Source organism: Mycobacterium sp. NGS66 (assembly GCF_059812225.1).
The window spans coordinates 169,867-187,347 of record NZ_JCALCG010000007.1; the positions used below are offsets into that span (position 1 = coordinate 169,867).

A 17,481-nucleotide genomic window follows, 5' to 3' on the forward strand; every position below is an offset into this window, starting at 1 on the left:
CGTGTTCTAGCCTGACCCCATGGGTAACCCGGTAATCGTCGAAGCCACCCGCAGCCCGATCGGCAAACGCAACGGATGGTTGTCAGGGCTACATGCCACCGAACTGCTTGGCGCGGTCCAGAAAGCTCTGGTGGAAAAAGCCGGCATCGACGCCGGAGATGTCGAACAAGTCATCGGCGGCTGCGTGACCCAGTTCGCCGAGCAGTCCAACAACATCAGTCGGACGTCCTGGCTGACGGCGGGGCTGCCCGAACACGTCGGCGCCACCACGGTGGACTGCCAATGCGGCAGCGGCCAGCAGGCCAACCACCTGATCGCCGGGCTGATTGCGGCCGGCGCCATCGACATCGGCATCGCATGCGGCATTGAGGCGATGAGCCGCGTCGGGCTAGGCGCCAACGCCGGACCGGACCGCAACTGGCGAGCCGAATCCTGGGACATCGACATGCCCAACCAGTTCGAGGCGGCCGAGCGGATCGCCAAACGACGGGGCATCACTCGCGCCGACATCGACGCCTTCGGATTCCAGTCCCAGCTACGCGCCAAGCGGGCCTGGGACGAGCATCGCTTCGACCGCGAAATCTCGCCGATCGAGGCTCCCGTGCTCGACGAGCAGAAGCAGCCCACCGCCGAACGCCACCTGGTCTCCCGCGATCAGGGTTTGCGCGAGACCACGCTGGACGGGTTGAGCGAGCTGAAGCCGGTGCTCGAAGGCGGGATCCACACCGCGGGCACCTCGTCGCAGATCTCCGACGGCGCGGCGGCCGTGCTGTGGATGGACGAAGACAAAGCCAAGGCGCTGGGGTTGAAGCCGCGGGCCCGAATCGTCAGCCAGGCATTGGTCGGCGCAGAGCCCTACTACCACCTGGACGGGCCCGTGCAGTCGACGGCGAAGGTGCTGGAGAAGGCCGGCATGAAGATCGGCGACATCGACATCGTCGAGATCAACGAGGCGTTCGCATCGGTGGTGCTGTCCTGGGCGCGGGTGCACGAGCCCGACATGGACCGGGTCAACGTCAACGGCGGGGCCATCGCGTTGGGTCACCCCGTCGGCTCTACCGGCAGCCGCCTGATCACCACCGCGCTGCACGAGCTGGAGCGCACCGACCAGAGCACCGCGCTGATCACCATGTGCGCCGGCGGTGCGCTGTCCACCGGCACCATCATCGAGCGGATCTAGTAGCTCAGGTTCGCCATGGCAAATCCCCCGCGCGCGCTCAACTCCGCTGGCACAGGCGTCTTCATCAAGTGGATGTCGCGTATCAACACGTGGCTGTACAAGAGGACCGGCGGCAAGGTCGGCGGCAAGTTCCTGCAGGGCGCCCCGGTCGCACTGCTGACCACAACCGGCCGCAAGACCGGGCAGCCACGGGTAAGTCCGCTGCTGTACATGCGTGACGGTGACCGGGTGATTGTGGTGGCCTCGCACGGCGGGCGGGAAAAGAACCCGATGTGGTACCTCAACCTCAAGGCCGACCCGAAGGTGACGGTCCAGATCAAAGACGAGGTGCTGCAGCTGCGGGCGCGCGACGCCAGCGACGACGAGCGCGCGAAGTACTGGCCGCAGCTGGTGCAGATGTATTCCTCCTACGAGGATTACCAATCCTGGACCGAGCGAAGAATTCCGATCGTCATCTGCGAACCCTGAGGGATGACTCTGCGGCTACGGCGTCGCCTACTCGCAGATTTGCGCCCTGAACGCAAAGTCATCCACTTGGTTAGGCCCCGTATACCGGCACCGGGGGACGCGACTTGGCCAGCAGGTCCGCGACGACCGGTCCCAGCTCGGCGGGATCCCATCGCGCGCCCTTGTCAATCTCCGGGCCGTGCGCCCAGCCCTCGGCGACACGAATCTTGCCGCCCTCGACTTCGAATACCTTCCCGGTGACGTCCCGGGACTCGGCGCTGCCCAGCCAGACCACCAGCGGCGAGATGTTCTCCGGCGCCATGGAGTCGAAGTCCTGGTCCTGGGTTGCCATCATCTCGGCGAAGACGGTCTCGGTCATGCGGGTGCGCGCGGACGGGGCGATGGCGTTGACCGTGACGCCATAACGGCCCATTTCGGCGGCACCCACCAGCGTCAGGGCCGCGATCCCGGCCTTGGCGGCGCTGTAGTTGCCCTGCCCGACGCTGCCCTGCAACCCTGCACCCGAACTGGTGTTGATGATCCGTGCATCGACAGTCTTGCCCTCTTTCGACAGCCCCCGCCAATAGGACGCGGCGTGCCGCATGGTGGCAAAGTGGCCCTTGAGATGCACGGCGATGACGGCGTCGAACTCCTCTTCGCTGGTGTTGGCCATCATCCGGTCGCGGACAATGCCGGCGTTGTTGACCAGCACGTCCAGGCCGCCGAACGTGTCGACGGCGCTCTGGATGAGCTCAGCGGCTTGATTCCAGTCGGAGATGTCGGAGCCATTGGCGACGGCTTCGCCGCCGGCTGCGGTGATCTCGTCGACGACGCGCTGCGCGGCGCTGCCGCCGCTTGCCGGCGATCCGTCCAGGCCCACCCCGATGTCGTTGACCACGACGCGCGCGCCTTCGGCGGCGAAGGCAAGCGCGTGCGCGCGGCCGATCCCGCCGCCCGCTCCGGTGACGATGACCACTCGGCCGTCGACCAGACCCATACTGATTGCTCCTTACTCGTTACTTGTTGGCACTCGAGGTGGCCAGATACTGCGGCGGTTCGCCGCCGCCGTGCACCTCCAACGTGGCACCGCTGACGTAGGAGGCCGCATCGCACGCGAGAAACGCTGCGGCCCAGCCGATGTCGTCGGGTTTGGCCAGCCGGCCCAGTGGCACGGTGGCAGCGATCCGGGCGATCGACTCGGCGTCGCCGTAGAACAGCTCGGACTGCTCGGTCTCCACCATTCCGACGACGACCGCGTTGACCCGGACCTTCGGGGCCCATTCGACTGCCAGGGTGGTGGTGAGGTTTTCGAAGCCCGCCTTGGCCACGCCGTATGCGGCGGTGCCGGGAGTGGGTCGGCGACCGCTGACGCTGCAGATGTTGACGATCGACCCACCGCTGTCCTGCGATTGCATGAGCGCGTTCGCATGCTGCGAAACGAGCAGCGGCGCAAGCACATTGAGCTCGACGATCTTGCGGTGAAAGTTGTGCGTGGCCTCCGCGGCCAGGGCGTACGGCGATCCGCCGGCGTTGTTGACCAATACGTCGAGGCGGCCGTGGCGTTCGCGAATGGCGGTGAACAACCGGGCCACCGACTCCTCGTCGCGGATGTCGCAGGCGTGGAACTCGTACGGCAAGCCCTCGACGGCTCGTCGGGCACAGGTGATGACCGTCGCGCCCTGCCCGGCGAAAACCGAACTGATGCCGGCGCCTACGCCCCGCACCCCGCCGGTCACCAGGACCACCCGCCCGGCCAGCCCCAAATTGATGGCTTCCCCCGTCAGGGGGCCTCCGTCGGCGCGCGTCACTGTGCTAGCGTACCAAGCAAGTGCTTGCTTAGGTAGCTGGGTCCCACAGGAAGTGCCATGACCATCACAACCTCTCAAACCGAACCGGGCATCGTCGCGGTCACCGTCGACTACCCGCCCGTCAACGCCATCCCGTCACGCGGCTGGTTCGAGCTGGCCGACGCGATAACCGCCGCCGGTGAGAACCTGGAAACTCACGCGGTGATTCTGCGGGCCGAGGGCCGCGGCTTCAACGCCGGCGTGGACATCAAGGAAATGCAGCGCACTGAAGGCTTTACCGCGTTGATCGACGCCAACCGCGGCTGCTACGCCGCCTTCCGCGCGGTCTACGAATGCGCGGTGCCGGTGATCGCCGCCGTGAACGGATTCTGCGTCGGCGGCGGCATCGGACTGGTCGGCAACTCCGATGTCATCGTCGCCTCCGACGACGCCACCTTCGGTCTGCCCGAGGTGGAACGCGGCGCGCTCGGCGCGGCCACCCATCTGTCCCGGCTGGTACCGCAGCACCTGATGCGACGGCTGTTCTTCACCGCGGCCACCGTGGACGCCGCCACGCTGCATCACTTCGGCTCGGTGCACGAGGTAGTGCCCCGGGCCGAACTCGACGAGGCCGCGCTGCGCGTGGCCCGTGATATTGCCGCCAAAGACACCCGCGTGATCCGGGCGGCCAAGGAGGCGCTCAACTTCATCGACGTGCAACGGGTCAATTCGAGTTACCGCATGGAGCAAGGCTTTACCTTCGAACTCAACCTCGCCGGAGTTTCCGACGAGCACCGCGACGCGTTTGTGAAGAAGTCATAATGCCGGACAAGAGAACAACTCTGGACGACGCCGTCAGCCAGCTGCGCAGCGGCATGACGATCGGCATTGCCGGCTGGGGATCGCGACGCAAGCCGATGGCCTTCGTGCGGGCCCTGTTACGCACCGACGTCACCGACCTGACCGTCGTCACCTACGGCGGACCCGATCTGGGCCTGCTGTGCTCGGCGGGCAAGGTGAAGCGGGTGTATTACGGGTTCGTCTCGCTGGACTCCCCACCGTTCTACGACCCATGGTTCGCAAAGGCCCGTACCAGCGGTGCCATCGAAGCCCGTGAGATGGACGAAGGCATGCTGCGCTGCGGATTACAGGCAGCGGCACAGCGGCTGCCGTTCCTGCCGATCCGCGCCGGGCTGGGCAGTTCCGTGCCGGACTTCTGGGAGGGCGAACTGCAGACCGTCACCAGTCCCTACCCCGCGCCCGGCGGCGGACACGAGACACTGATCGCCATGCCCGCGCTGCGCCTCGATGCGGCCTTCGCCCACATGAATCTTGGTGACAGCCAAGGAAATGCGGCCTACACCGGTATCGACCCCTACTTCGACGACCTGCTCTTGATGGCCGCCGAGAAGCGGTTCTTGTCGGTCGAGCGCCTCGTCTCCACCGAGGAACTTGTCAAGGCGGTGCCGCCGCAGGCGCTGCTGATCAACCGGATGATGGTCGACGCCGTGGTGGAAGCCCCCGGCGGTGCCCACTTCACCACGGCGGCACCGGATTACGGCCGTGACGAGAAGTTCCAGCGGCACTACGCCGAAGCCGCGTCGACCGAGGAAGGCTGGCAGCAGTTCGTGCAGACCTATTTGTCCGGTACCGAAGACGACTATCAGGCCGCCGTGCGCGCCTTCGGTGCGGAGGCCTCGTCATGACGACCAGGGCCGAGGTGTGCGCGGTCGCCTGCGCCGAATTGTTCAGGGACGCAGGCGAGATCATGGTCAGCCCGATGACGAATATGGCGTCGGTCGGCGCCCGTCTGGCGCGGTTGACCTTCTCCCCCGATATCCTGCTGACCGACGGCGAAGCGCAGTTGCTTGCCGATACCCCGCCAATCGGCAAGACGGGAGCGATCGAGGGCTGGATGCCGTTCGGCCGGGTGTTCGAGACACTGGCCTGGGGACGACGGCATGTGGTGATGGGCGCCAATCAGGTTGACCGCCATGGCAATCAGAACATCTCGGCGTTCGGTCCCCTGCAGCAGCCGACCCGGCAGATGTTCGGTGTGCGCGGCTCGCCGGGCAATACGATCAACCATGCGACCAGCTATTGGGTGGGCAACCATTCCCGGCGGGTGTTCACGGACGCCGTCGACATCGTCTGTGGAATCGGTTACGACAAGGTGGACGCGGACAACCCGGCTTTCCGGTTCGTCAACGTCTACCGGGTGGTGTCCAACCTGGGGGTGTTCGACTTCGGCGGTCCCGAGCACACGATGCGCGCGTTGAGCCTGCATCCGGGCGTTGCGGCCGACGAGGTCCGCGAAGCAACGTCGTTCGAGGTGCATGGCTTGGACGAGGCCGAAGAAACCCGACTGCCGAGCGACGAGGAGCTGCGGCTGATTCGCGAGGTCATCGACCCGAAAGCGCTGCGCGACAGAGAGATTCGGTCATGAGGCTGCGAACGCCGCTGACCGAGCTGATCGGCATCGAACATCCGGTGGTGCAAACCGGGATGGGGTGGGTGGCCGGTGCTCGCCTGGTGTCGGCCACGGCGAATGCGGGTGGGCTGGGCATTCTGGCGTCGGCCACGATGACGCTGGACGAGTTGGCGACGGCCGTCGGCAAGGTCAAGGCGGCCACCGACAAGCCGTTCGGGGTGAACATCCGCGCCGACGCCGCCGATGCAGGCGACCGGGTCGAGTTGATGATCCGCGAAGGCGTGAAGGTGGCGTCGTTTGCGCTGGCGCCCAGGCAGGAATTGATAGCCACGCTGAAAGAAGCCGGGGTGGTGGTGATTCCGTCGATCGGCGCGGCCAAGCATGCGCGCAAAGTCGCGGCTTGGGGGGCGGACGCGATGATAGTGCAGGGCGGCGAAGGAGGCGGACATACCGGGCCCGTCGCAACGACGTTGCTGCTGCCTTCGGTATTGGATGCCGTGCAGGGCAGCGGAATTCCGGTTGTCGCCGCGGGTGGCTTCTTCGACGGGCGGGGGCTGGCGGCGGCACTTTCTTACGGCGCCGCCGGAGTGGCGATGGGCACCCGGTTCCTGCTCACGTCGGATTCCACCGTGCCCGATGCGGTCAAACAGCGTTATCTTCAGGCCGCGCTGGACGGCACCGTGGTCACCACGCGGGTGGACGGCATGCCGCATCGGGTGCTGCGCACCGGCCTGGTCGAGAAACTGGAAAGTGGCTCGCGGGCAAGAGGTTTCGCTGCGGCGGTGCGCAATGCCGCCAAATTCAAGCAGATGTCGCAGATGACGTGGCGGTCGATGATCACCGACGGGCTGGCCATGCGGCACGGCAAGGATCTGAGTTGGTCGCAGGTGGTGATGGCGGCCAACACGCCGATGTTGCTGAAGGCCGGGCTGGTGGACGGCAATACCGAGGCCGGGGTGCTGGCGTCGGGACAGGTGGCGGGCATCATCGAGGACCTGCCGTCGTGCGCCGAGCTCATCGAGTCGATCGTGCACGATGCGATAAAGCACCTCCAGGCGGCCTCGGCGCTGGTGGAGTAACACGCGCGAGCAGACACAAAAGCCCCCAAAATCAACGGTTTTGGGGAGCTTTTGCGTCTGCTCGCGGTCGGACTAGAGCCGCTCGATGATCGTGACGTTGGCGGTGCCTCCGCCTTCGCACATGGTCTGCAGGCCATAGCGTCCGCCGATTCGCTCGAGCTCGTTGAGCATTGTGGTGAACAGCTTCGCCCCGGTGGCGCCCAGCGGATGGCCGAGCGCGATCGCGCCCCCGTTCGGGTTGACCTTCTCCGGATCGGCCTTGATTTCCTTGAGCCAGGCCAGAACTACCGGTGCGAACGCTTCGTTGATCTCGACGGTGTCGATGTCGTCGATGGACAGTCCGGTCTTTTCCAGTGCATAGCGGGTGGCCGGGATGGGGCCGGTCAGCATGAACACCGGGTCGGCGGCACGGGCACTGATGTGGTGGATGCGGGCTCGCGGCGTCAACCCGTGGGTCTTGACGGCCTGCTCGGAGGCCAGCAGCACAGCACTGGCGCCGTCGGAGATCTGACTGGCCATTGCCGCGGTCAGCCGGCCTCCCTCGATCAGCGGCTTCAACCCGGCCATCTTCTCCAGCGACGACTCGCGCGGGCCTTCGTCCACCCGGAACGGCCCGGAATCGGTTTCGACAGTAAGGATTTCGTTGTCGAAATGGCCACCCCGGATCGCCGCGAACGCACGCTCGTGACTGGTCAGCGAGTACCGCTCCATCTCCTCGCGGGACAGGTTCCACTTCTCTGCGATCAACTCCGAGCCGCGGAACTGAGAAATCTCCTGATCGCCGTAGCGATGCAGCCACTGCTTGGATTCGGCGGTCGGCGTGGTGAACCCGAACTGCTCGCCGACGGTCATCGCCGACGAGATCGGGATTTGGCTCATGTTCTGCACGCCGCCGGCCACGATGACGTCGGCGGTGCCGGACATGATCGCTTGTGCGCCAAAGGAAATCGCCTGCTGGCTGGAGCCGCACTGGCGGTCCACCGTGACACCGGGGACCTCCTCCGGATACCCCGCCGCCAGCCACGACAGCCGGGCGATGTTGCCCGCCTGGCCCCCGATGGCGTCGACGCAGCCGGCGATCACATCGTCGACGGCCGCCGGGTCCACATCTATCCGGTCGAGCAGGCCGCGCCACGCCAGGGCGCCGAGGTCGACGGGATGTATCCCGGCTAGAGAGCCACCGCGCTTGCCGACCGCCGTGCGTACAGCGTCGATGACATACGCCTCAGTCATTGGTCTCAGACTCCTTCTTTCGTAATGCCGCCGAGCACGATGGCGAGGTATTGCCGGCCCACCTGTTCGGCGGTGAGCGGCCCGCCGGGTTGATACCAGCGCACCGACACCCAGGTGGTGTCGCGGATGAATCGGTAGACCAGGTCGACGTCGAGGTCGGACCGTAAGTACCCCTCGTCGATGCCCTGGCTGAGCACCTCGACCCACATCTTGCGTTGTTGGCGGTTCATGTCCTCGATGTAGGAGAACCGGGGTTGCGACAACAGCCGTTGGGCCTCGTCCTGGTAAATGACGACCTGCGCATGACGGTGCTCGATGGCCTCGAACGACGCCATGAACAGGCCTTTGAGCCGCTCGAGCGGGTTGGCCTCGCCATCGACGATCTCCCGATAGCGGGCGAACAACCAATCCAGGAAGCCGCGCAGCAGCTCGTCGACCATCTCCTCTTTCGACGAGAAGTGGTGATACAAACTGCCGGACAGGATGCCCGCGCCGTCGGCGATGTCACGCACGGTGGTGGCCCGCAATCCGCGCTCGGCGAACATCGACGCGGCGAGCTCCAGCAACTCGTCGCGACGGCTGTTTGCCGAACCGGTCACTCGGTCCATCCGATCAGAGTATCAACCAAGCGCTTGCTTGGCTACCTGCAGGGTCATGGATGCTGGCTCGACACCGAAATCACCTCGCCAGTGAGGTAACTCGAGTAGTCACTGGCCAGAAACGCGATGGTCGCCGCTACCTCCCACGGCTCGGCGGCGCGCCCGAAGGCTTCGCCTGCCGCGAGCCGGTCGAGCAGCTCCGCCGAGGTGGTCTTGTCCAGGAACTTGTGCCGCGCGATGCTGGGCGACACCGCGTTGATGCGGACACCGTACTCGGCGGCTTCGATTGCGCTGCAACGGGTTAACGCCATCACGCCGGCCTTGGCGGCGGCGTAATGCGCCTGCGAGTGCTGGGCCCGCCAGCCCAGCACGCTGGCGTTGTTGACGATCACCCCGCCATGCTTGGCCTCGCGAAAGTACCGCAGCGCCGCGCGGGTGGCGCGGAACACCGACGTCAGCGTCACATCCAGAACGCGGTCCCATTCGTCGTCGGTCATGTCGGCCACCGGAGTCTGCCCGCCGAGCCCGGCATTGTTGACCAATACGTCGAGGCGGCCCAGCCGCGCGGTGGTCGACTCCAGCAGCGCGTCGACCTGAGCGGTGGAGGTCACGTCGCACAGCACGCTCTCGACCCGGCCCAGTCCCAGCGCGGCCAGTTCGTCGGCCGTCTGCCCCAACCGTCGTTCGTGGTGGTCGGAGATCAGCACGTTTGCACCCTCGGCCAGGGCGCGACGCGCGGTCGCCGAACCGATGCCGGTGCCCGCGGCAGCGGTCACCACCACCACCTTGCCGTCCAAAAGTCCGTGTCCGGCAACCTCTTTCGGTGCTACGGAAAGATTCAACCCTTCACCTCTCTGGGCAAGCCGAGCACCCGCTCGGCGATGATGTTGCGCTGGATCTCGTTGGATCCGCCGTAGATGGTGTCGGCTCTGGTAAACAGGTATAGCCGCTGCCATTCGTCGAATTCGCCGTCGGCCATGACCATCCCGGGTTTGCCGATCACGTCCATCGCCAGCTCACCTAAATCACGATGCCAGTTGGCCCACAACAACTTCGACACATTGTCCTGACCCGGCTGCTCAACGTCCATGGTCGCCAGCGCATATGAACGCATGGCCCGCAGCCCGGTCCACGCCCGGGTCAGGCGTTGCCGGATCAACGGGTCTTCGGCGGCGCCGTTGCGCTGCGCCAGCTCAACCAGGTTGGAAAGCTCACGGGCGTAGACGATCTGCTGGCCCAGCGTCGAGACGCCGCGCTCGAACGTCAGCGTTCCCATCGCGACCCGCCAGCCGTCGCCGGGCTGCCCGACCACCAGAGAAGCGTCGGTGCGCGCGTCGTCGAAGAACACCTCGTTGAACTCCGCGGTGCCGGTGATCTGGACGATTGGCCGGATCTGGACACCGGGCTGGTCCAGCGGCACCAGCAGATACGACAGCCCGGCGTGCCGCTTGGAGCCCTTCTCGGTGCGGGCGACCACAAAGCACCACTGCGATAGGTGAGCCAGCGACGTCCACACCTTCTGGCCGTTGATCACCCATTGGTCGCCGTCGAGTTCGGCAGTGGTCGATACGTTGGCCAGGTCGCTGCCGGCGCCGGGTTCGGAATACCCCTGGCACCACAGCTCGGTGACGTCCAGAATGCGTGGTAAGAAGCGCTGTTGCTGTTCGGGGGTGCCGAATGCGATGAGCGTCGGCCCCAGCAGCTCTTCGCCGAAGTGGTTGACCTTGTCGGGCGCGTCGGCGCGGGCGTATTCCTCGTAGAACGCCACTCGATGCGCGGTCGAAAGGCCGCGTCCGCCGTGCTCGACGGGCCAGCCCAGACAGGTCAGTCCGGCTTGGGCGAGATGCTGGTTCCATGCCCGGCGTTCTTCGAACGCCTCGTGTTCGCGGCCGGGGCCGCCGAGACCCTTGAGTGCGGCGAACTCGCCGACCAGATTGTCGGCCAGCCACTGGCGGACCTCCGCCCGGAACTCCTCGACGTCCTGCATGCCATGTAGGCTAACCTACCAAGCACTTGCTTTGTTAGCCCAGGAGCGTCACCAATGTCGAGCGATCCCCGCACCGTGCCCGCGGCGCTGGATCGTTTGGCGCGCCAGCTGCCGGACCACGACGCGCTGATCACCGAGGACCGCAGCTTCACCGCCGCGGCGCTGCGCGACGAGGTGTACCGGGCCGCTGCCGCCTTGATCAGGCTCGGTGTCCGGCCGGCGGATCGGGTGGCCATCTGGTCGCCGAACACCTGGCATTGGGTGGTGGCCTGCCTGGCCATCCATCACGCCGGCGCCGCGATGGTGCCGCTGAACACGCGGTATACCGCCGAGGAAGCAGCCGACATCCTGGCCCGGACCGAAGCGCCGGTGCTGTTCGCGGCTGGCCGGTTCCTGGGCGCCGACCGGGCGAGCGACCTCGACCGTGAAGCGTTGCCCGCGCTGCGCCACGTCGTACGGATTCCGATCGAGGAAGACGACGGCACCTGGGACGACTTCATCGCCAACAATCGCAACACCGACGAAGTGATCGCCCGCGCCGCCGCCGTCAAACCCGACGACGTCAGCGACATCCTGTTCACTTCGGGCACTACCGGGCGCAGCAAAGGTGTGCTGTGCGCGCATCGGCAGTCGCTGGCCGGCGCCGCGGCCTGGGCGGCCAACGGCAAGATCACCAGCGACGACCGCTACCTGTGCATCAATCCGTTCTTCCACAACTTCGGCTACAAGGCCGGCATCCTGGCCTGTTTGCAGACCGGTGCGACGCTGATCCCGCACGTGACGTTCGATCCGCTGCGCACCCTGCAGGCCATCGAGCGCCACCGCATCACCGTGCTGCCCGGGCCGCCGACCATCTACCAGACGCTGCTCGACCACCCGGCGCGTCGCGACTACGACCTGAACTCGCTACGGTTTGCCGTCACCGGCGCGGCCACCGTGCCGGTGGTGCTGGTGGAACGCATGCAGTCCGAGCTCGACATCGACATTGTGCTGACCGCCTACGGGCTGACCGAGGCCAACGGTATGGGCACCATGTGTCGCCCCGACGACGACGCAGTCACCGTCGCCACCACCTGCGGGCGCCCCTTCGCGGACTTCGAGTTACGTATCGACGAGTCCGGGGAAGTCCTGCTGCGCGGACCGAACGTGATGCTGGGCTACCTGGATGACCCGGAGGCGACCGCTGCCGCGATCGACGCCGACGGATGGCTGCACACCGGTGACATCGGGACCGTCGACGACGCCGGCAACCTGCGAATCACCGATCGGCTCAAGGACATGTACATCAGCGGCGGATTCAACGTCTACCCCGCCGAAGTCGAGCAGGTATTGGCCCGGATGGACGGTGTGGCCGACGTCGCGGTGATCGGGGTTCCCGACGAGCGGTTGGGCGAAGTGGGGCGCGCGTTTGTGGTCACCCGCCCCGGCACCGGCCTCGACGAGGCGTCGGTAATCGCTTATGCCCGTGAACATCTGGCCAACTTCAAGACGCCGCGGTCGGTGCGGTTCGTCGACGCGTTACCACGCAATCCCGGTGGCAAGGTGGTCAAACCCCAACTGCGAGAGATGGCTTGACAATGGATTTAACCTTCGACGACGAGACGTTGGCCTTCCAGGCCGAGGTCCGCGACTTCCTCGCCGCCAACCGCGAGTCGATCCCTACCAAGTCGTATGACAACGCGGAAGGCTTTGCACAGCACCGTCATTGGGACCGAGTGCTGTTCGACGCCGGCCTGTCGGTGATCACCTGGCCCAAGAAGTACGGCGGCCGCGACGCCCCGCTGTTGCACTGGGTGGTGTTCGAAGAGGAGTACTTTCGCGCCGGGGCGCCGGGCCGGGCCAGCGCCAACGGTACCTCCATGCTGGCTCCCACGCTGTTCGCGCATGGCACCGAGGAGCAGCTGGACCGCATCCTGCCCAAAATGGCCAGCGGGGAACAGATTTGGGCGCAGGCCTGGTCGGAGCCGGAGTCCGGCAGCGACCTTGCGTCGCTGCGGTCCACCGCGACCAAGACCGACGGCGGCTGGCTGCTCAACGGGCAGAAGATCTGGAGTTCACGAGCCCCGTTCGCCGAGATGGGTTTTGGGCTGTTCCGTTCCGACCCGGCCGCCGAAAGGCACAACGGGCTGACGTATTTCATGTTCGACCTGAAGGCCGAGGGCGTCACGGTGCGCCCGATCGTTCAGCTGGGCGGCGACACCGGCTTCGGCGAGATCTTCCTCGACGACGTGTTCGTGCCCGACCGGGATGTCATCGGAACTCCGAACGACGGCTGGCGTGCGGCCATGAGCACGTCGAGCAACGAGCGCGGCATGTCGCTGCGCAGCCCGGCCCGCTTTCTGGCCGTGGCGGAACGGTTGGTGCAGCTGTGGCAGGACAGCGGCTCGCCACCGGAGTACGCCGACCGGGTTGCCGACGGATGGATCAAGGCGCACGCCTACCGGCTGCAAACCTTCGGCACGGTCACCAGGCTGGCCCGCGGCGGAGAGCTGGGCGCCGAGTCGTCGGTGACCAAGGTGTTCTGGTCCGACCTGGACGTGGAGCTGCATCAGACCGCGCTGGACATCCTCGCCGCGGACGGGGAGCTTGCCGGCCGCTGGACCGAGGGCCTGCTGTTCGCGCTGGGCGGCCCGATCTATGCCGGCACCAACGAAATCCAGCGCAATATCATTTCGGAACGGCTGCTGGGTCTGCCCCGGGAGAAACGCTGATGGAATTCGCACTCGACGAACAGCAACGTGACTTCGCGGCCAGCATCGACGCCGCGCTCGGGGCTGCGGACCTGCCCGGCGCGGTGCGCGCATGGTCGGCGGGCGACGTCACCCACGGCCGTAAGGTCTGGGAACAATTGGCCAGCCTCGGCGTCACCGCCCTGCTGGTGCCGGAGAGGTTCGACGGCATCGAGGCCGATCCGGTCGACCTGGTGGTAGCCCTCGAACGTCTGGGCCGCTGGTGCGTGCCGGGCCCGGTCGCCGAATCCATTGCCGTGGCACCGGTTTTGCTCGCTGAAGACGACCGCTGCGCCCAGCTGGCCTCCGGTGAACTGATCGCCTCCGTCGCGATGCCGCCGCAGGTGCCGCGCGCCGTCGACGCCGAAATCGCCGGACTGGTGCTGGTGACCGACGGCAGCACCGTCGCCGCGGCCGAAGCCGGTACGGAACATCAGTCCGTCGACCCTAGCCGCCGCATTTACGACGTCGCGGCGATCGGCGAGAGCTGGCCGGCAGACGTCGAGCGCGCCTACCGATTGGGTGTGCTGGCTACCGCGGCGCAGCTTGTCGGCGCCGCGCAGGCGCTGCTGGATGCGGCCGTCGACTACGCCAAGCAGCGCAGTCAGTTCGGCCGGGTGATCGGCTCGTATCAGGCGATCAAGCACAAGCTCGCCGACGTGCACATCGCCATCGAGCTGGCTCGCCCGCTAGTTTACGGCGCCGCGTTGTCGTTGGCGGCCCGCGATGTGAGCGCCGCGAAAGCCGCGGCGGCAGAGGCGGGCTTGCTGGCCGCGCGCTCGGCGTTGCAGACCCATGGCGCCATCGGGTTCACCCAGGAACATGACCTGTCACTATGGCTGCTGCGGGTGCAGGCATTGCGGTCGGCGTGGGGTACGCCGCAGGAGCACCGGCGGCGAGTGCTGGAGGCGCTGTGACACAAACTGAAGAACGGCAGATGCTGCGGGAAACCGTCGCCAACCTGGTGGCCAAGCACGCGAACCCGTCGGCCGTGCGCGCGGCGATGGAGTCCGACCGGGGGTACGACGAGTCGCTCTGGCAGCTGCTGTGTGAGCAGGTCGGGGCGGCCGCGCTGGTGGTCCCCGAGGAGCTGGGCGGCGCAGGCGGTGAATTGGCTGATGCGGCAACGGTTTTGCAGGAGCTGGGCCGGGCGCTGGTGCCGTCCCCGTTGCTGGGCAACACGCTGGCCGAGCTGGCCCTGCTCGCCGCGCCGCAGCCAGACGGCGAGACGTTAGGGGCGCTGGCCGCAGGAACCTCGATCGGGGCGCTGGTGCTCGACCCGGACTATGTGGTCAACGGTGATATCGCCGACGTCGTCGTCGCTGCGACGGACGGTCAGCTCAGCAGGTGGACGCGATTCACTGCCCACCCGGTCGCCACCATGGACCCCACTCGCAGACTGGCCAAGGTGCAGCCCGAAGACACCGAGTCGCTGGGAGCCGACCCCGGCCTGGCCGACGCCGCGGCCATCCTGCTGGCGGCCGAGCAGATCGGCGCCGCCGAAAGGTGCCTAGAGCTCACTGTCGAATACGCCAAGAGCCGAGTTCAATTCGGCCGGCCGATCGGCAGCTTCCAGGCGCTCAAGCACCGGATGGCCGACCTGTACGTCAGGGTCGCCGCGGCCCGAGCTGTCGTCGACGCCGCATGCGTAGAGCCCACGGCGGTCAACGCGGCAACCGCTCGCCTGGCCGCCAGCGAGACGCTGTCCATCGTGGCCGCCGAGGGCATCCAGCTGCACGGCGGGATCGCGATCACCTGGGAACACGACATGCACCTGTATTTCAAACGCGCGCACGGCAGTTCACAGCTGCTGGCCACGCCCAGCGAGTTGCTGCGCCGGCTGGAAGAACAGGTGCTGCTTACATCGTGAGCGACCGTGTGGCCCTGCGCGCGGGCATTCCACCGTTCTACGTGATGGATGTCTGGCTGGCGGCCGCGGAACGCCAGCGCACCCATGGCGATCTGGTGAACCTGTCAGCCGGCCAGCCCAGCGCGGGCGCTCCTGAGCCGGTTCGAGCCGCAGCCGCCTCCGCACTGCAGCGCAACCAGCTGGGCTACACTGTCGCACTTGGCATTCCGGAATTGCGGTCCGCGATTGCCGCGGATTACCACCGCCAGTACGGCATCGACGTCGAGCCCGACGCGGTGATCGTCACGACCGGATCGTCGGGTGGATTTCTGCTCGCCTTTCTGGCCTGTTTCGACGTGGGAGACCGCGTCGCGCTGGCCAGCCCCGGCTATCCGTGTTACCGAAACATCCTGTCGGCCTTGGGATGTGAGGTGGTCGAGATCCCGTGTGGCCCTGGGACCCGGTTTCAGCCCACCGCCCAGCTGCTCGCCGAACTCGACCCGCCGATACAAGGTGTCATCGTCGCCAGCCCGGCCAATCCCACCGGGACCGTCATACCGCCAGAAGAGTTGTCCGCGATCGCGGCCTGGTGTGACGCTTCCGGTGTGCGGCTGATCAGCGACGAGGTCTACCACGGCTTGGTTTACCCGGGCGCGCCGCCGACCAGCTGTGCGTGGCAGACCTCGCGAAATGCCGTGGTGGTCAACAGCTTTTCCAAGTATTACGCGATGACGGGCTGGCGGCTGGGCTGGCTGCTGGTACCGGCCGAACTGCGGCGCGCCGTGGACTGCCTGACCGGCAACTTCACCATCTGCCCACCGGTGCTGTCGCAATTCGCCGCGGTTTCGGCGTTCACGCCCGAGTCTGCCGCCGAAGCCGACGGCAACCTGCAGCACTACACGGCCAACCGCTCGCTGGTGCTCGACGGGCTACGCGGGATCGGGATCGACCGGCTGGCGCCCACCGATGGCGCGTTCTACGTGTATGCCGACGTCTCGGACTTGACCGACGATTCGTTGTCGTTTTGCTCAAAGCTGTTGAGCGACACCGGGGTTGCCATCGCACCGGGCATCGACTTCGATCCGGCGCACGGCAATCGGTTTGTCCGGCTGTCGTTCGCCGGCCCAACGACCGACCTCGAAGAGGGCCTACGGCGACTGGGACACTGGCTGCGCGTCCGGTAGCCGGTCGATGCGTGCTTCGAGGACGCTGCGCTCGCCGACGTCGGCGATGTTGATCCCGAACCGGTCACCAAGCACGTCGATCACCGCCGCCGCATCGTCCAGCCGGATCTTCTCGGTCTGGCCCTTTCGGTGGACGGTCAGGTTGTGGTCAGCCAAATTCCAGCGGGCGTCGTCGGTGACCCTCGCCACCATCAGGTTGGTCACGAAATGCGACGACGGGTGGGTCGAAACGAACCAGCTACCCACCTTCAGATCGATCATCGGCGCCGTCCTGGTGGTGAATTCATATAGCGGCTGCCACTCGTCGCGCAGCTGCGCCTTGAGCACCAGCCCGTCGCCGCGGTCCTCGAGGCGATACGGTTCGTGCATTGTCTGCTGGACACTGCCCGTTTCCAGCCGAATCGGCGACGTGGGTGACTGCCCGCCGAAGCCGACGTCGACGAGATATGAACCTTGCGAGCCGGGGAAGGTTACCGCCAACACGGTGTGCGTCTGCGCCGGGAGCGGCGAGCCAGGCGGCATCATCCAGACCACGCGGCCCGCCAGCCGGCGCACCCGAAACCCGATTTCTGCCAGCACATAACCCATCAGGCCGTTTTGCTCATAGCAGTAGCCACCCCGTCCGCGGCGCACCAGCTTGTCGAACAGCGCCTCTGGGCTCAGGTCGTCCACCGGCACGCCCAGCAGCGGATCCAGATTCTCGAACGGAACGGTCTTGGTGTGCGCGCTGACGAGATTCTGTAGCGTGTCCAGGTTCGGCTCCACGGGGCCGTGATAGCCAATGCGGTCGAGGTAACCGGCCAGATCCAATGCCATGCAGCCATTCTGGACCTAGTGCGAACCATAGCCTCTCCCACCCGGATAAGACGGCGCCGATGGCCAGGTCACGCGTTGGGCCATGGCACCCAGAAAAAGGTTCCTCACGTTGGCGGAACGGTCACCGGGAAGTGCATGGTTCGTTACTCTGAACCTCGCG

18 protein-coding genes are annotated in these 17,481 nt (G+C 66.4%); 11 read left to right on the forward strand and 7 right to left on the reverse strand.

Annotation, left to right across the window (positions count from 1 at the left end):
• Positions 1–19: 19 nt before the first annotated feature.
• Together AC5Y2L_RS15535 and AC5Y2L_RS15540 are read left to right on the forward strand one after the other, a co-directional pair.
• Positions 20–1,180 (forward strand): steroid 3-ketoacyl-CoA thiolase, encoded by a 1,161-nt coding sequence (locus AC5Y2L_RS15535; RefSeq protein WP_499935284.1) that lies wholly within the window; start codon positions 20–22, stop codon positions 1,178–1,180.
• Positions 1,181–1,195: 15 nt separating this feature from the next.
• Entirely contained in the window at positions 1,196–1,648 is a 453-nt protein-coding gene (locus AC5Y2L_RS15540; protein ID WP_499935286.1) for a nitroreductase family deazaflavin-dependent oxidoreductase, read from the forward strand.
• A gap of 70 nt (positions 1,649–1,718) precedes the next feature.
• On the opposite strand, the gene AC5Y2L_RS15545 is transcribed toward AC5Y2L_RS15540, so the two are convergent.
• Both AC5Y2L_RS15545 and AC5Y2L_RS15550 read right to left on the reverse strand, forming a co-directional pair.
• Positions 1,719–2,624, reverse strand: coding sequence for an SDR family oxidoreductase (locus AC5Y2L_RS15545; RefSeq protein WP_499935287.1), 906 nt, complete (start codon positions 2,622–2,624; stop codon positions 1,719–1,721).
• A gap of 19 nt (positions 2,625–2,643) precedes the next feature.
• On the reverse strand, positions 2,644–3,411 hold the full coding sequence (locus AC5Y2L_RS15550) for an SDR family oxidoreductase (RefSeq protein ID WP_499935459.1): 768 nt from the start codon (positions 3,409–3,411) through the stop codon (positions 2,644–2,646).
• Between the two features lie 81 nt (positions 3,412–3,492).
• On the opposite strand from AC5Y2L_RS15550, the gene echA20 reads away from it, so the two are divergent.
• From echA20 to ipdC, 4 genes are read left to right on the forward strand one after another with little or no spacing between them, the layout of a single operon-like run.
• On the forward strand, positions 3,493–4,236 hold the full coding sequence (gene echA20 / locus AC5Y2L_RS15555) for a (7aS)-7a-methyl-1,5-dioxo-2,3,5,6,7,7a-hexahydro-1H-indene-carboxyl-CoA hydrolase (RefSeq protein ID WP_499935289.1): 744 nt from the start codon (positions 3,493–3,495) through the stop codon (positions 4,234–4,236).
• A complete protein-coding gene (ipdA, locus tag AC5Y2L_RS15560) occupies positions 4,236–5,120 on the forward strand; it encodes a cholesterol ring-cleaving hydrolase subunit IpdA (RefSeq protein ID WP_499935291.1) in 885 nt (294 codons plus the stop codon). The genes echA20 and ipdA overlap by 1 nt, the downstream gene beginning before the upstream one ends.
• Positions 5,117–5,860, forward strand: a complete 744-nt coding sequence (ipdB, locus tag AC5Y2L_RS15565; RefSeq protein WP_499935292.1) for a cholesterol ring-cleaving hydrolase subunit IpdB — start codon at positions 5,117–5,119, stop codon at positions 5,858–5,860. Before ipdA ends, ipdB begins: the two co-directional genes overlap by 4 nt.
• Positions 5,857–6,924, forward strand: coding sequence for a (3aS,4S,5R,7aS)-5-hydroxy-7a-methyl-1-oxo-octahydro-1H-indene-4-carboxyl-CoA dehydrogenase (ipdC, locus tag AC5Y2L_RS15570; protein ID WP_499935293.1), 1,068 nt, complete (start codon positions 5,857–5,859; stop codon positions 6,922–6,924). The genes ipdB and ipdC overlap by 4 nt, the downstream gene beginning before the upstream one ends.
• A gap of 72 nt (positions 6,925–6,996) precedes the next feature.
• Here the strand turns inward: ipdC and fadA6 are convergent, their stop codons facing one another.
• The 4 genes from fadA6 to ipdE1 are packed head-to-tail and all read right to left on the reverse strand — an operon-like array spanning position 6,997 to position 10,743.
• On the reverse strand, positions 6,997–8,157 hold the full coding sequence (fadA6, locus tag AC5Y2L_RS15575; RefSeq protein ID WP_499935294.1) for a steroid 3-ketoacyl-CoA thiolase FadA6: 1,161 nt from the start codon (positions 8,155–8,157) through the stop codon (positions 6,997–6,999).
• Positions 8,158–8,162: 5 nt separating this feature from the next.
• The gene (gene kstR2 / locus AC5Y2L_RS15580; protein WP_499935296.1) at positions 8,163–8,765 is read right to left on the reverse strand and encodes a TetR family transcriptional regulator KstR2; all 603 of its coding nucleotides are present in this window, start codon (positions 8,763–8,765) and stop codon (positions 8,163–8,165) included.
• 44 nt (positions 8,766–8,809) lie between these two features.
• Entirely contained in the window at positions 8,810–9,598 is a 789-nt protein-coding gene (gene ipdF / locus AC5Y2L_RS15585; RefSeq protein WP_499935298.1) for a (5R,7aS)-5-hydroxy-7a-methyl-1-oxo-2,3,5,6,7,7a-hexahydro-1H-indene-carboxyl-CoA reductase, read from the reverse strand.
• Positions 9,595–10,743: an acyl-CoA dehydrogenase IpdE1 gene (gene ipdE1 / locus AC5Y2L_RS15590; RefSeq protein ID WP_499935300.1), complete on the reverse strand. Its 1,149-nt coding sequence runs from the start codon at positions 10,741–10,743 to the stop codon at positions 9,595–9,597. The genes ipdF and ipdE1 overlap by 4 nt, the downstream gene beginning before the upstream one ends.
• 54 nt (positions 10,744–10,797) lie before the next feature.
• Here ipdE1 and fadD3 point away from each other — a divergent pair, with 54 nt between their 5' ends.
• Genes fadD3 through AC5Y2L_RS15615 form a run of 5 tightly spaced genes read left to right on the forward strand, consistent with a single transcriptional unit; the run spans position 10,798 to position 16,505 of the window.
• On the forward strand, positions 10,798–12,318 hold the full coding sequence (fadD3, locus tag AC5Y2L_RS15595; RefSeq protein WP_499935302.1) for a 3-((3aS,4S,7aS)-7a-methyl-1,5-dioxo-octahydro-1H-inden-4-yl)propanoate--CoA ligase FadD3: 1,521 nt from the start codon (positions 10,798–10,800) through the stop codon (positions 12,316–12,318).
• Positions 12,319–12,320: 2 nt separating this feature from the next.
• Positions 12,321–13,454 (forward strand): acyl-CoA dehydrogenase family protein, encoded by a 1,134-nt coding sequence (locus AC5Y2L_RS15600; protein ID WP_499935304.1) that lies wholly within the window; start codon positions 12,321–12,323, stop codon positions 13,452–13,454.
• Positions 13,454–14,389: an acyl-CoA dehydrogenase family protein gene (locus tag AC5Y2L_RS15605; protein WP_499935306.1), complete on the forward strand. Its 936-nt coding sequence runs from the start codon at positions 13,454–13,456 to the stop codon at positions 14,387–14,389. The genes AC5Y2L_RS15600 and AC5Y2L_RS15605 overlap by 1 nt, the downstream gene beginning before the upstream one ends.
• Positions 14,386–15,342 (forward strand): acyl-CoA dehydrogenase IpdE2, encoded by a 957-nt coding sequence (gene ipdE2 / locus AC5Y2L_RS15610; protein WP_499935308.1) that lies wholly within the window; start codon positions 14,386–14,388, stop codon positions 15,340–15,342. Before AC5Y2L_RS15605 ends, ipdE2 begins: the two co-directional genes overlap by 4 nt.
• Positions 15,339–16,505, forward strand: a complete 1,167-nt coding sequence (locus AC5Y2L_RS15615) for a pyridoxal phosphate-dependent aminotransferase (protein ID WP_499935310.1) — start codon at positions 15,339–15,341, stop codon at positions 16,503–16,505. The genes ipdE2 and AC5Y2L_RS15615 overlap by 4 nt, the downstream gene beginning before the upstream one ends.
• Here the strand turns inward: AC5Y2L_RS15615 and AC5Y2L_RS15620 are convergent.
• Positions 16,470–17,321, reverse strand: a complete 852-nt coding sequence (locus AC5Y2L_RS15620; protein ID WP_499935311.1) for an arylamine N-acetyltransferase family protein — start codon at positions 17,319–17,321, stop codon at positions 16,470–16,472. The genes AC5Y2L_RS15615 and AC5Y2L_RS15620 overlap by 36 nt on opposite strands.
• Positions 17,322–17,481: the final 160 nt, after the last annotated feature.